Annotated in this window: 14 protein-coding genes; 3 read left to right on the forward strand and 11 right to left on the reverse strand. The window is 37.4% G+C overall.

Features of this window, described 5'->3' with window-relative positions:
* Positions 1–39 precede the first annotated feature (39 nt).
* From L323_RS28415 to L323_RS28425, 3 genes are all read right to left on the reverse strand, one after another.
* On the reverse strand, positions 40–1299 hold the full coding sequence (locus tag L323_RS28415) for an iron-sulfur cluster carrier protein MrpORP (protein ID WP_020815033.1): 1260 nt from the start codon (positions 1297–1299) through the stop codon (positions 40–42).
* A gap of 13 nt (positions 1300–1312) precedes the next feature.
* Entirely contained in the window at positions 1313–1696 is a 384-nt protein-coding gene (locus L323_RS28420; protein ID WP_020815034.1) for a DUF134 domain-containing protein, read from the reverse strand.
* 151 nt (positions 1697–1847) lie between these two features.
* A complete protein-coding gene (locus tag L323_RS28425; protein WP_020815035.1) occupies positions 1848–4418 on the reverse strand; it encodes an ABC transporter substrate binding protein in 2571 nt (856 codons plus the stop codon).
* 243 nt (positions 4419–4661) lie between these two features.
* Between L323_RS28425 and L323_RS28430 the strand changes: the two genes are divergently transcribed.
* The 3 genes from L323_RS28430 (at position 4662) to splB (ending at position 7370) form a co-directional block, all read left to right on the forward strand.
* Complete coding sequence (locus L323_RS28430) at positions 4662–5015, forward strand: DMT family protein (RefSeq protein WP_020815036.1); 354 nt, start codon at positions 4662–4664, stop codon at positions 5013–5015.
* 12 nt (positions 5016–5027) lie between these two features.
* A complete protein-coding gene (locus L323_RS28435) occupies positions 5028–6278 on the forward strand; it encodes a YibE/F family protein (protein WP_020815037.1) in 1251 nt (416 codons plus the stop codon).
* Between the two features lie 72 nt (positions 6279–6350).
* On the forward strand, positions 6351–7370 hold the full coding sequence (gene splB, locus L323_RS28440; RefSeq protein WP_020815038.1) for a spore photoproduct lyase: 1020 nt from the start codon (positions 6351–6353) through the stop codon (positions 7368–7370).
* Positions 7371–7416: 46 nt separating this feature from the next.
* On the opposite strand, the gene L323_RS28445 is transcribed toward splB, so the two are convergent.
* From L323_RS28445 to L323_RS28480, 8 genes are all read right to left on the reverse strand, one after another.
* On the reverse strand, positions 7417–9258 hold the full coding sequence (locus L323_RS28445) for a sialidase family protein (RefSeq protein WP_020815039.1): 1842 nt from the start codon (positions 9256–9258) through the stop codon (positions 7417–7419).
* Positions 9259–9349: 91 nt separating this feature from the next.
* On the reverse strand, positions 9350–9625 hold the full coding sequence (locus tag L323_RS28450) for a hypothetical protein (protein ID WP_020815040.1): 276 nt from the start codon (positions 9623–9625) through the stop codon (positions 9350–9352).
* Between the two features lie 15 nt (positions 9626–9640).
* Entirely contained in the window at positions 9641–10117 is a 477-nt protein-coding gene (ybaK, locus tag L323_RS28455; protein ID WP_020815041.1) for a Cys-tRNA(Pro) deacylase, read from the reverse strand.
* A 21-nt stretch (positions 10118–10138) separates the two neighbouring features.
* On the reverse strand, positions 10139–10831 hold the full coding sequence (locus L323_RS28460) for a DUF1287 domain-containing protein (protein ID WP_020815042.1): 693 nt from the start codon (positions 10829–10831) through the stop codon (positions 10139–10141).
* A 75-nt stretch (positions 10832–10906) separates the two neighbouring features.
* The gene (locus L323_RS28465; RefSeq protein ID WP_020815043.1) at positions 10907–11764 is read right to left on the reverse strand and encodes a phosphoribosyltransferase; all 858 of its coding nucleotides are present in this window, start codon (positions 11762–11764) and stop codon (positions 10907–10909) included.
* A gap of 20 nt (positions 11765–11784) precedes the next feature.
* Positions 11785–12471 carry a histidine phosphatase family protein gene (locus L323_RS28470; RefSeq protein ID WP_020815044.1) on the reverse strand — a complete coding sequence of 229 codons (687 nt, stop codon included), beginning with the start codon at positions 12469–12471 and terminating at the stop codon, positions 11785–11787.
* A 54-nt stretch (positions 12472–12525) separates the two neighbouring features.
* Complete coding sequence (locus L323_RS28475) at positions 12526–13449, reverse strand: dihydroorotate dehydrogenase (RefSeq protein ID WP_020815045.1); 924 nt, start codon at positions 13447–13449, stop codon at positions 12526–12528.
* A gap of 15 nt (positions 13450–13464) precedes the next feature.
* A complete protein-coding gene (locus L323_RS28480; protein ID WP_020815046.1) occupies positions 13465–14241 on the reverse strand; it encodes a dihydroorotate dehydrogenase electron transfer subunit in 777 nt (258 codons plus the stop codon).
* Positions 14242–14256: the final 15 nt, after the last annotated feature.

A 14256-nucleotide genomic window follows, 5' to 3' on the forward strand; every position in this document is an offset into this window, starting at 1 on the left:
TTAATTTCCAAGGTTATTATGCTTTATTCATCTCATTTTTTAATGATTTCCGCAGCTGCAACCGCCCTCACCATGATTATGTTCATGTGAATGTTCATGTCCTGAACATCCTGAACTTGCTGATTTCAGATTTCCGTCAATATAAAGCTTTATTGCTTCATCTGTATTTCCGCTGATTCCTGATATAATCTGTATATTATTCTCTTCGAGTTTTTGCCTTGCACCGTCTCCCATCCCTCCGGCTATAACGGTTTTTATACCCAGAGAAGCCAGAAAACCCGGAAGAAGACCGTGCTGATTGCCTCCGGTACTAACTACTTCCTTGCTTTTTATAGATTTATTCTCTATTTCAACTACTGTAAAAAGCTCACACTTTCCAAAATGAGAGGAAACATTGTTACCTTCAGTTGCAATTGCAATTTTCATTATCCCATTCTCCTTTTCAACAGGTAATTTATTTTCAATATGCGATACAGCAGCTGCCAAATGTTCATGATTTACTTTTTCAAGCTCACCCTTGTCACATAATTCCGCAATAGAAGGATCTATTGGCATTTTACCCAGTACTTTGAGGCCCAAGCCTGCTGATATTTCATCGATTTTGCTTTTACCGAAAACATTAATTTCCTTACCGCAGTCAGGACATTTTAAATAGCTCATATTTTCAACAATCCCCAGAATAGGAATATTCATTTCCCTTGCCATATTGTAGGCCTTTTTAACTATCATGGAAACCAGATCCTGAGGAGAAGTAACTATAACTATTCCATCCAAAGGAATTGATTGGAAAACTGTCAATGGAACATCCCCTGTTCCCGGCGGCATATCAAGAAACAGATAGTCCACCTCTCCCCATATTACATCAGTCCAGAATTGTTTAACAACTCCTGCTATAATCGGGCCTCTCCAAATAACCGGAGCATCGTCCTGATCAAGCATAAGGTTAACTGACATTAACTTGATGCCATTTTGGGATGTTTGGGGATAAATACCCAGCTCGCTTCCATGTGCCTTCTGATTAATTCCGAATATTTTCGGTATTGAAGGCCCTGTAATATCCGCATCGAGCACTCCTACTTCATAGCCTTTTCTTCTCATCATTACCGATAAAGTCGAAGTTACAAGAGATTTTCCTACTCCTCCTTTACCGCTTACAACCCCAATAACTCTTTTAATTGAATTGAGTTCATGAGTCTTTTCCAAAAAATTCTGTGGTCGGCCGCCGCCTGAAGGACAACTGCCCCCGCAATCACTTGATGCGCAATCTGTTCCACCACAACTACATCCATTATCTACCATACAATTCACCTCGTTATATATTTGTTGGTTTGTGACAGTCTATACAACCTTCACACCTGTCACAGTTTATAGTGCTGCATTCCCCTCTTTGTCTCCTGCAGCAGCTTCTGCCTGACTCTACCTGATAATTTCCCCCGTCTATTCGGATAGTCTTCCCATGTACCAATGCATCTGCCGTCTTTTTCCTAGCAGAATTTATTATACGCTGAAAAGTTCCTCTGGAAACATTCATACTGTCTGCGGCCTCATCCTGACCGATTTCCAGATAGTCTGCAAGTCTGATGGCTTCAACCTCCTCAATACTCAAAACAACCTGAACCTGACTTTTGATTTCGGGATGAAAGCACGCATTACCTGGTATAAAACCAACCCTTCTGCATTTTTTGGGTCTTGGCATTAATTTCACCTCGTTATAATTATGTGCATATGCACATAATTATTATACCAATTAATTGAAATTAGTCAAGAAGTTGCTCTTCAAACATAAAAGGACCATGAAAACCGTATTTCACGGATTTTCATGGTCGACTATAAGACTAATTCTACAATTATACATTCAAGAGTTTTTTAACATCTTCTCCGGGCAAAGGCTTTGAGAACAGATATCCCTGAATCCTGTCACAATGATATTTTCTCAGGTATTCCAGTTGTTCGGTATATTCTACACCTTCGGCTATAATAGTCATTCCTAAAGATCTTCCAAGTGTGATTATGTGACGAGTTATTGTTCTTCCCTCCTCGTCTATTGAAACACTGTCAATAAAGGATTTATCTATCTTTAAAGTTGATATTGGAAGCTGTTTTAAATAGTTCAAGGAAGAATAGCCCTTACCAAAATCATCTAATGCTATTCTTATACCCATTTTTTTTAACTTGTTTAGTTTTCTGAAAACAGTAGTAAATGATTCAATCAAAATAGTTTCGGTAATTTCCAATTCAAGACATTCGGGATTGAGCTTATAACTGTTTATTATATCAATTATCTTACGTGTAAAGCCGGACTGGAGAATCTGTATTGTTGATATATTTACGGATACGGTCAAATCTTTTAACCCCTTATCATGTAATTCCTTAATAAAGGCACAAGCCTGCTTCAGAACCCATTCTCCTAAAGGTATTATTAAATGAGTATCCTCGGCAACCTGAATGAATTTTATAGGTGAAACATTACCAAGCTCTGAACTTTTCCATCTGAGCAGAGCCTCAAGGCCGGTTACCTTTTGTGTCTCCAGATCAAACTGTGGCTGGTAATATACCTCAAATTCATTCTTTTCCATAGCTGTGTGCAATAGCTTTTCTATAGTCATTCTTTCTGAAAAAGCCTTATCCATGTCCTTATCATAAAGCACATATCTGTTTTTGCCCTGTTCCTTAGCCTTGTACATTGCTATATCCGCACACTTTATTAAATCCTCTATACTGTTCCCGTGGTCAGGATATAGCGCTGCTCCAATACTGAAAGTGATATGAAGTACACTATTTCTGATTTCAAATTCATCCTTGAAACTTTGAAGAACTTGACACATAAACTCCTCTGCCTCAAACTGATTTTCAATATCATGTATAAGCAGGATAAATTCATCACCACCCAGGCGGTACAGTGTCCCGAAATCTTTAAGAGCCGCTTTAAGTCTTTGGCTTGCTTTGTTTATTAGTTCATCACCGAATTCGTGTCCCATTGTATCGTTAATGTATTTAAAATTATCCATATCAATAAACAGCAATGCAAGCTTTTTTTCTGAATTGCCTGACAAAAGCCCGTTAGAATCCTCTATCAGCGAACGTCTGTTGGGAAGACCCGTCAGTACGTCATGAAGCGCCAGAAAAGTGTACTTCTCCTCGCTTTGGGACAGACTTTTTTGTATAGAACGGATTTCATCCAGTTGATGCTTCAATTCCTCATCCGAGGCAACCAATTCCTCATATGTCTGAGTAAGTTCCTCGTTGCTCATATATAATTGCTTACGTATATTTTTAATTTTCCTTATATATACCAACAAAATAATTAAAAACAGTGTAAGTACTGCAAAAACACCTATAACACACATAACAAGCCGCTTGTATGTTTCAAAAAATGAGAATGGTTTATTTATTATTTCAGCGGATTTAGGCAATTTCCAAACCGGTACCTCAAAACGTTTTAACTGCTCATAGTCAAACACTACTCTCGTTGCCTTGGGGGATATAATCTTTATATCCGAAGCAGATTCTCCCTTTAATATCCTCACGGCAAGTTTTGCTGCATAGTTTCCGCACAGCGTGCCGCTTAACATTTCCCCACCGAAGGCCCCCTTATTCAATCCAAAGTCATATTGGTGATATAAAGGTACACTACTGTACTTGCTTATTTCTCTGGATGCCAGATTAAATTCCAACATTTTTCCATTTCCATCACTGTAATAAGTTGCAAAAAATACTATACTTGTGTTATCCAGTTTACTTACTTGTTGCAAAAGCTCATGGAAACTCATTCTATTCATTGGTATTGGTTCAAGATTCATTGCCTTGGCCTTATCCATTACCAAGCCACCTGTTGACAATCCGCTTTCCGAATTATCAAACACCACATAAACTTTCTTTATGTGAGGATTTATTCTCAAAGCTATTCTGAAAGTTTCAGTAGGATCGATATTTTCTATAACCCCGGTGTAATTTTTATAACTCCCGGCAATTTCTGAAATATTTTCCTGGTTAACTCCTGAAAAAACAATAGGTGCATCGGAAAACAATTGTTTTCTGTTGAGTAATGCAAATTTAAAAGCTGCATCGTCAGTAGTAATTATCAGATCAAGACGTTTATGTTTGTACTTGAATTCGAAGTAGTCAGTTAAATAAGATAGTATACTAGTGGTAGGATAATTTTTCCAATCCATATATTCTACATATGTACTAGTGTTTGGATATTCTTTTTCAATAGTTTCAATTATTCCGGTATTCTGATCACTTGTCCATGCCAAGCCTTCATTATACGAATGCAGTATCAAAATATTTTTTTTAGGCCGGACATCCTCTATAACTTTATTATTAACTGCTTCTACAAACGTATTTCCAAAAAACAATATAAAAAACACAACTGCAAAGCCCGCCAAAATAACCTTTTTTATATTTTTTAATGTCATTATACTACCTCAAGCCCTTATATATCAGCACCCGGCTGCTGGCTATACTCTATATTTTTTTATAAAACACTTGCCGGTAAATATATAATACCATACTAATATTATACTAATTATGTTAAAATTTTCAATCTTATTGTCATTTTAATGGGACAAATATGCAATGACTGTTGAAAATTATGAATAATAGATTATAATGTTATTTATGCATGTACGATAAAGCATTATATTAGCGGGGTTTTAGATATGTATTCAATTATTAAATTCTGGCCTTTTTTACTTTTGGTAGTTTCAAATATTTTTATGACATTTGCGTGGTATGGTAATCTTAAATTTAAAAATAGTTCAGCTTCTCTTCCTCTTATTATTATAATAAGCTGGGGAATAGCATTTTTTGAATACTGCTTTATGATACCTGCTAACAGGCTTGCGTCAAAGAACTTTGACACAGCTCAGCTTAAAATTATACAGGAAGCAATAACACTGGTAGTTTTTGGTGTTTTTTCAGTACTTTATCTAAAAGAAAGCTTCAAGCTCAATTATATCTTATCGTTTATATGTATTTTAGGTGCAGTTTTCTTTGCCTTTAAAAAGTTTTAAGAGGAGAATTATATGGAAGCACACTACTTAAAAAAGCTCATAAACAAAAAAACTCTCATATACATCTCTACTATTGTTATTTCCATAGTACTGTTATACATAGGAAACAGGTTTACCACCAAAAATCTTGATATGTTAAAAGGTGTTGACGGTGTTGAAGCCCAGAGTGCAAGTGTAATTAAAATAATTAAAACAAGTAAAACCGAATATAATCTGGGCGGAGACAGCCCAAATGAGGGTAAGGATATTGCTTTTTCGGCAAAACTTTTATCCGGTAAAGACAAAGGCAAGCAGATTAACGCTCTTCAAACCATAGATCCATTTTCAGGTGGCTCACAAAAAGAAATTGAGCCTGGAGACAAAGTAATTTTATATAAGCTCGACAACAAAGATTCTCAATATGATTGGGTCATGGCGGAATACCATAGAACTAATGCACTATTGGTGCTTGGAATCATCTTTTTTATCCTGCTTCTGATATTTGGCAGATCCAAAGGATTCAATACAATATTGTCACTTATATTTACCTTCGCAGCCATATTTGCAGTATTTGTCCCTTCAGTATTACAGGGCTTCAATATTTATATCTGGTCAATTATAACCTGTCTTTTTATAATTTGCATGACTTTGCTTATCGTTTACGGCCCCAGCAAGAAAAGTCTTGCAGCAGGTATTGGCTGTATGGTGGGTGTCCTTGTATCCGGTGTTTTGATTACTTTCATGGACAAGCTTTTAAAGCTCACGGGGTTTGTCAGTGAGGAATCCCTTTACCTGTTGCGTATTAATACAAATCATCCAATAGATTTAAAAGCAATAATATTCGCTGCCATTCTTATTGGAGCAATCGGAGCCATAATGGACGTGTCAATGTCAATTGCAGCTTCACTTGCTGAAATGCAGGAAAAACTGGAGTATACTCCGTTCAGTATGCTGGTAAAATCAGGAATAGCTATTGGAAAGGATATAATGGGAACAATGGCTAATACACTTATACTTGCTTATATCGGCAGTTCCCTGTCCGTTGTTTTGCTTCTTGTTTCATATAACAGTTCACTTTTAGAGCTTCTCAACAAGGAAATGATAGTTGTGGAAATTCTTCAGTCGTTGGTAGGCAGCATAGGTATTCTTTTTACAATGCCTCTGACATCCCTTGTTTGCGGATACCTGTATTCAGAAAGAATTAAGCTTCCTCAAGCAGATACTTCCAGTCTTAATATGACGGAAACCACTGAGAATGAAGATTACAGTGATGGGTGGAAATAGTATTTAAAAAGTGAATAATAAAAAAGTTATCCTCACACAATAATAAAAATATAAATGTGTGAGGATTTTTTTATGTTTAAACCCCAAAGAGTAATTTTTGAAACAGGTGCCCTTGATTATGAACTTGGGAGAAGCCTATACGACCATTTTAGTTCTTCCGGTACTGAGATAAATCAATGTGCATTAAACAGGGTAAAGTCATGTATACCGGGAGAGGATTCCTGCTCACTTTACAAACATGGCAAGCAGACCCTGGTAGTAGGCATAAAAAAAAGCCTGACTTTCCAGAGCTGTAAGCCTTCTGCACATTATCAGCTTCCTCTTGTAAGCGGCTGTGTCGGTCAATGTGAATACTGTTATCTCAACACACAATTAGGTGATAAGCCTTTCGTTAGAGTTTATGTAAACATTGACGACATTTTAAATCGTGCAGATAAATATATAAAGGAAAGACTCCCTGAAAATACCATATTCGAAGGTGCTGCAACCTCCGACCCTATTCCCGTTGAACCCTACACCGGAGCTTTAAAGGCCTCTATAAACTTTTTTGCAAACCAGAAAAATGCGCGCTTCAGGTTTGTAACTAAGTTTACCGATATAGACAGCCTTCTTGGCCTTGAGCACAACAAGCATACCGAAATACGGTTTAGTCTAAATACTCATAACATTATAAGCACCTATGAACATAAAACTGCTTCTGCTGATAAACGTATAGCAGCAGTCGGAAAGGTATCTAAAGCCGGGTATCCTACCGGGTTTTTAATTGCACCTGTATTTCTCTATGAAGGATGGAAAGAGGACTATAAAAACCTGTTGTTCAAACTTAGAAATACTCTTGATGACCAAACTGCAAAGGAAGCTAGCTTTGAGATAATAACACACAGGTATACCGAAAGGGCCAAAAATAAGATTTTAGAGATTTTCCCTGATACAACTCTGGATATGATAAACGAAAACCGAAAATTTAAATTCGGTCAGTTTGGTTATGGTAAATATGTATATCCCAAGGAATCAATTTCTGAAGTTAAAGAATTTTTTACACTGGAGATAAACCACCTTTTTGGAGAAGGTACGATAAAATACATTATATAAGGCCGACAGCTTACGCCGCCGGCCTTCATAATAACTTAACCAATTATTAATAATGTCCAAGAACCTGCGTCCAAATTGATCCATCCTTGGATATTGTAATACATTCATGGCATCCTACTGATACGTATTTACCATTGCACCATACTGTTCCATTCAGATTGGTTGAAACCTGTGAAGCCACTGGGAACCATTTTATGCCGTCATTAGAACCATAAGTCTTACCGGAAAGGCCTGTTGCAATAATTCTGTAACCACCGATAATCCATGTATTATCAGTTACAGTGATGTCGGTAAAATTAGTCTGGAAGCCTGAAACTGAAGTTGACCATGTTATTCCGTCAGGCGAAGTAATTATTGTACCGTTGCTTCCTACAGCTATAAATTTACTGCCGTCCCAAACAACGCTTGTCAGGTTTTTAGTAGTCCCTGATATTTGTTCAGTCCAATTTACTCCATCAGTAGAAGTAAATATTTTACCGTTGTTTCCAACAACAACATATGTTCTTCCGTTATATTCACCCTTATTCAATTTAACCGGTGGTGAAACAACATTGTCGCTCCATGTAGCACCTGCATTATCGGATGTAAGAATAAGTCCGTTGCTTCCTACAGCGATAAATTTTCCATTTGAATATGTAACACCTTCTATGTTATTACCATAGCCTGTTACAGGTGCATACCAGTTTTTGCCTCCATCAGTAGACCTGATAATTGTACCACCGGGTCCGACTGCTACAAAAGCTCCTCCACCGTAGTCAATATCAACAAGGTCATCAATTGTAGTAAGGTTAAAGTATGACCATGTTAAACCGCCATCAGTTGACCTTCTTACTCTTCCGTCAGTACCCACGGCTACTATGATTTTTCCGTCAGTGGTGACATCATATAGCTGATAACCATCATTTGCTCCTGCATTAACAACTTCAACAGAGTGTTCAAGATACTTAATTCTGGTTATTAATCCGCCTCCACCGATACCAATGGCTATATCTTTGAATATCGCCATATCCTCTATTGCATAAGCAGAAATACCTTCCTTTGTTATTCTATCCCATCCGAAACCATCTTTTGAAAAACTGATAAGTCCACGGGTTCCGGTTGCATAGAAACCATTTTCAGACTCGCTCCAAATTATATTTCTGAAGGATGCTTTTTCGTCTTGGAAAACCGGCTTCCAGTAAACGCCGTCATAAGATACTTCGATTGTACCCTTTTCGCCTGTGGCAACAAACTTATCGTTACCCCAAGTTACGTTTTTTAATGAAAAGCCAAATTTGGACTCAACTGCCGTATAGATTTCTTGTTCTTTCCAGTCAATACCATTTTCTGATATCAGGCTTGTCCCCAAATCAGTTAAAGCATAAAATACACTTCCGTTCCATACAAGACTTGTTATATTGGGGATAGTCTCTTTATAGGATGTGTAAGTTCTTTCAACCTTTACCCAGTTATATCCGTCTTCTGAGTAAAGAATCGCTCCATTGCTTCCTGTAGCAGCGAAAACTTTTCCGTTTGACACTACAGAAGTAAGATTGTAATCAAACTTTGGAGGCATTACCTCTTTCCAGTCATAACCTTCTTCTGAAGTATAAATTGCACCAAAATCACCTACTGCTACAAACTGAATTCCTCTGCTGGCAACCGAATTAAGCTGAGAATCTGTAGGAAGCTGAATATCCTTCCAATCCATTCCGTTTTCTGTTAACCTAACAATACCGTAATCTCCAACAGCCGCAAACAATCCATTGTCATTTGCTGCTATTGACCACAAATAACGGTCCTGAGGTGCAGGAAGATCCTCCAAACCCTCTGCTTGGATTACCAGCATGGAAAAACAACTGGTAAAGAGCATACACATAACCAAGAGAATTACAAGATGCCTTTTCATATATACCCCTCCTAATAAATTATTATAGGTATATATTACATTATTTGTATTTAATTGTAAACAAAAAATTTTATTTTTAAGTCGTTCAAAGCTAGAATCTATCATTTATACGGCTTCTATGGCTATTAAGATTTTCGTCATTATTTATGGCATCTTCAGAATTGGAAATACTAATCACTTTTTCACTGTTATCCTGATGAATAAGCTTTTCAATTTCCAGCTGATTTTTAGCCTTTATTTCTTCAGTCTTAACCAAGGCATCGGCTTTTATTTGTTCCTTTTTTAAACGGTACTTAAGTATTTCCTGAGTAGTGAGGTAGATTGATATAAGTACTACTGCAACTGCTATTACTGCATTTGAGTCCATAATGTTAATCTCCTTTTATTCAGTTATGCTCTCTGTATCTGCTTTTATATATTCTATTAATTCTTTAGGGCTTACCTCAACCTGAAAACCTATTTTTCCACCGCTGAAAATAAATGTATCAAGGCCTAGACAAGTGCTGTCTATTACTGTTTTGTAATCCTTTTTCATTCCTATTGGGGAACAGCCTCCCCTGATATAGCCGGTAACCTTATTGATTTCATCAACTTTTATCATCTCTATTGACTTCTCCCCCACTGCTTTTGCAGCAGCTTTGAGGTTAAGTTCCTTGCTTACCGGAATTACAAAAACAAAATAGTTTTTGCTGTTTCCTCTGGTTACAAGTGTCTTATACACTCTTTCAACAGACTGTCCGATCTTTTCGGCTACTGAAACACCGTCTATTGCTCCGCCCTTACTGTCGTATGTATATATATTATAATTGATTTTTGCACTATCCAAAATTCTCATTACATTTGTCTTTTGAATTGCCATACCAAATCCCCCTCTTCCATTTTACTCCAAATTATTTTGTGGGAACCTGAAATGTCCTATTATTCGGCCATTTTTGCTCCATTTTAAAAGTAAGTTTTCTTCCATGGGAAAAGTGCTGGAGTTGTGTATTATACCCGGGACTCCATCTCTCCTGCGTTTATCCGATATAACTGCAACATGGTCACTGTTTTTCAATATTACTATATCACCGGGTTGCCACTCATACAAGTTTTTCCTGTTAAATGGTTTTACCTCTGTTGTTAGATTCGTAGCAAATTTTTTGAAAAATACATACTGATTCTTCACACGTCTGAAATCTATATTGGGATCAGGTATAATTACACCGTTTTTGTAATCAATTGTATTCTTTGAAATATCAACATCCATATGTGCCTTCAGATCATATCCTGCATTTTTTAGCGCTCTCCACACAACATCAGTACATACACCTTCTGATTTTGGTGGATATCCACCCTCATAGTAAGTACTTTGGTACTTTGTTCTGTTGGATATCTCCAGTCTGGCACCCTGTACTATATCCTCATTATCAGGTATTCCATCTCTATCCATATCTCCATGACAAATTACTCTATCAATTTTAACCTCACCCCTAAGAAAGAAAAAAGCATCCTGAAAGGCAAAGTGGCTATATGATAATAATGCTATAAAGCCGGCTGCCAGTACTATGGATGCTAAAAATACAAACCTTTTCATTAAAACACTCCAACCCTCTCGAGTTATTTATTGAATTCCCATATTCTTTCAAAGGTATATGTATTCAGTAATTATTTATTTCAGACCATAAATATCCTCTTCTATGCATATACGTGCTCTTTCAGCAGTCTTTGGGTCTGCATTAAGGGAATTCTCCAGAAATTCCGGATTGTTTATTAAGAATTCTTTCATTGTAACTGTAGGATTGTCAAGATATTTCATTAGTAAACCGTATTGTTCCGATGAAATGTGTCCGCCTGAAAGTGCACCGTCAAAAAGTCCTTTATCCACATTCATAAGTGCATGGGATTCCACACCTGCAGACTTTAACTTTTCGGTACCGCCCTGCAATCTGTCTATTACCACAAGACTGTATTTCAAATTACCTTTTAGTTTATTAACAGCCGGAATCCATGCACGTACATAACTGGAAGCCTCTGTTATAATATCCGCAATATGAAGCACATTTGCTCCTCCAAGCTCAGCTACCTCTGAAGATATTCCATCTTTATACAATACAGCTGTCAAATCCTTGAATATTGTTATGTGCGGTATTTTGAGTATATCTGCTATTATAAGTGAAAAAAACCAGTCTCTTCTTTCTCCTCCTGATATATATGCTATATCTTCTATATCAATATTACTCCTTATATACTCACACATGGTGGTTATAAGGCCTCTGTATATCTCGTCAGTTTCAAAATTCTTATGAGCAAGTTCAAGTATTATCTCTGAGCAGTCCATTTTATTTTCTTTGCATACATCAATTACTTTTAAAAGACTATTTGCCTTTTCTTCACTGCCATAAAGAAAATGTGTATTTATGTAGTAAGGGCCTATCTTGGATGACGTATACCAAAATGGCTTGTTTTCAGGACATATCCTGACGGCGTTGGTTTTAAACAGCCAGTTGATCAGATTATTTTTTTCCATTGTTAACCTCCTACAAAACCTTAATTATTTTTTTGTCTTGACTCCATGTAGCTTTGCCACCACTCCTGGTTCTGAATAGTACTCAACTCCGCACCTAGATGTACAATATCACCTTCGAGTACAACCTGAAATTCATCATTTTCATCATTAAAATCAACGATTGTTACCGATGTATTGTCATGCCAATATACATTTTTCATATATTTAAGAGACTTGCCGTAAAACCTGCAGAGCATTGCCCTGATGGCTGTGCCATGTGTAACTATACATACATTTCTTCCTTTGTTTTGTCCGATTATATCCATAACTTCTTTTAAAAGACGGTTATAGAAGCCCTCCATATTTTCACCGTTTGGCATTTGATGCATATGAGGTTCATTTTCCCATGTATAGTTTTCATTCGGATATAAGTCAGGGAGAACTTCCCATGCAACATTTTCCCATTCTCCGCCGTTGATTTCCTTCATTTTGTCTGTGCGGATAATAGGAAGCTTTTTGATATCAGCTATATACTGTGCTGTCTGCAGGGTTCTTGTCAAGCTGCTTGAATATATAATGTCAATAGGCAAATCAGCAAGTCTATCTGCTACTGCCTTCGCCTGTTTATGTCCCTTTTCCGTAATCCTGCTGTCATACCATCCGTGAAATACTCTGTTGAAATTTCCTTCTGCTTCCGCATGTCTTACAAATATAAGCCTCGTTTTCATGAGTACCTCCAATATTTTAAATATAATGCAACAGTAATAATTATATCAAATTAATCAGTCATTCAGTTCCAATTTTCCGATAATTTCATTTAGGCTTGTATGTCCATGGCGCTCAAGATACTTTTCAATTCCGTTAACAATTTCTATTGGAATTGTAGGGTTAACAAAATTTGCAGTCCCGACCATTACGGCTGACGCACCCGCAAGCATGAATTCTACGGCATCCTCCCAAGAAGTAATACCGCCCATTCCTATTACGGGTATTTTAACCGAGTGGGCAGCTTCATATACCATCCGTAATGCGATAGGCTTTACAGCAGGGCCTGAAAGGCCTCCGAAATTGTTAGCTAAAATTGGCTTCTTTTTATTTATATCAATTGCAAGTCCTAATATTGTGTTTATAAGTGATATACAGTCCGCACCTGCCCCCTCGGCAGCCGTTGCTATTGACTTGATATCAGAAACATTTGGGGTCAATTTTACTATCAATGGCTGCTTGCAGTATTTTTTTACTGCGGATGTAATTTCCTCTATTCCTTTGGGCGTAGTCCCAAAGGCCAGACATCCGGCCTTAACGTTGGGACAGGACACATTCATTTCTATGGCATCCACATCAGAGTCGCCCAGTATTTCTGCCATTTTGCAATACTCTTCTATAGTATTTCCGGCAATGTTTGCAATTATTTTAGTTTTATAATTTTTCAAAAAAGGTAGGTCTTCCGTTATGAAACTTTCAACTCCCGGATTTTGTAACCCTACACTGTTAAGTATACCTGCAGGCGTTTCTGCTATTCTGGGTGGCTTGTTGCCTTTTCTTTCCTTGAGAGTAAGTCCCTTTACGGAAATTCCTCCGATTTGGTTCAAATCAACATACTCACTATATTCCTTTCCAAACCCGTAAGTACCTGATGCCATTATAACAGGATTGTCAAACTGTACTCCTGCAATATTTGTGCTTAAATCTATCTTATTTGACATATATAAACCTCCCATTTAGTCCCAGCAAACCTCTGTACTCCAGAATACGGGCCCGTCCTTACAAACGTGGCTGAACCCCCAGTCATCACCTTTTTGGGTCTTGCAGGCACAAACCAGACATGCCCCTATACCGCACCCCATGCGTTGTTCCATGGATACCTGACATGAGATTCCGTTTTTTTCCGCAATAGCGGCAACCTTCTGCATCATTATAGCAGGGCCACAGGTATATATAATATCAGGTTTTTGAGACACAATTGTCTCCTCCAGCAATTCTGTTACAAAGGCTTTTTTTCCGTACGAACCATCATCTGTAGCTATTTCCACAATATCTGCGGCAACCCTGAATTTGTCCTCCAGAACAACGGATTCTTTGTTTCTGAACCCCAGCAGAGCCGTCTTGTGAATTGATTGGGAGGATTTTAACAGATAAAGGAGAGGGAAGGTTCCTATTCCCCCCCCAACTACACATATATTTTCATGTTTATCATCTATCATAAAGGAATTTCCCAGAGGTGCCATTATGTCAACTCCTCCCTGACACATACTGCAAAGCTTTTCGGTACCGCTACCCTTTACCTGAATAACTATATCAAACGTATTTTGAGATTTATTTACATCGCAAATGCTTATAGGACGTCTCAGCATAGCATCCAACCCGCCGCATCTGATATTGACAAACTGACCCGGTTTTGCATTTGAAGCAACATATTCAGACCTGATAGTCATTTTAAAAACATCCTTGCACAGCATTTGTGTGCTTACAATCTGTTCATTGAGAATCTTACCCATATTTACCTCCGGTAT

This window comes from Ruminiclostridium papyrosolvens C7, assembly GCF_000421965.1.
Classification (GTDB): Bacteria; Bacillota; Clostridia; order Acetivibrionales; family DSM-1351; genus Ruminiclostridium; species Ruminiclostridium papyrosolvens_A.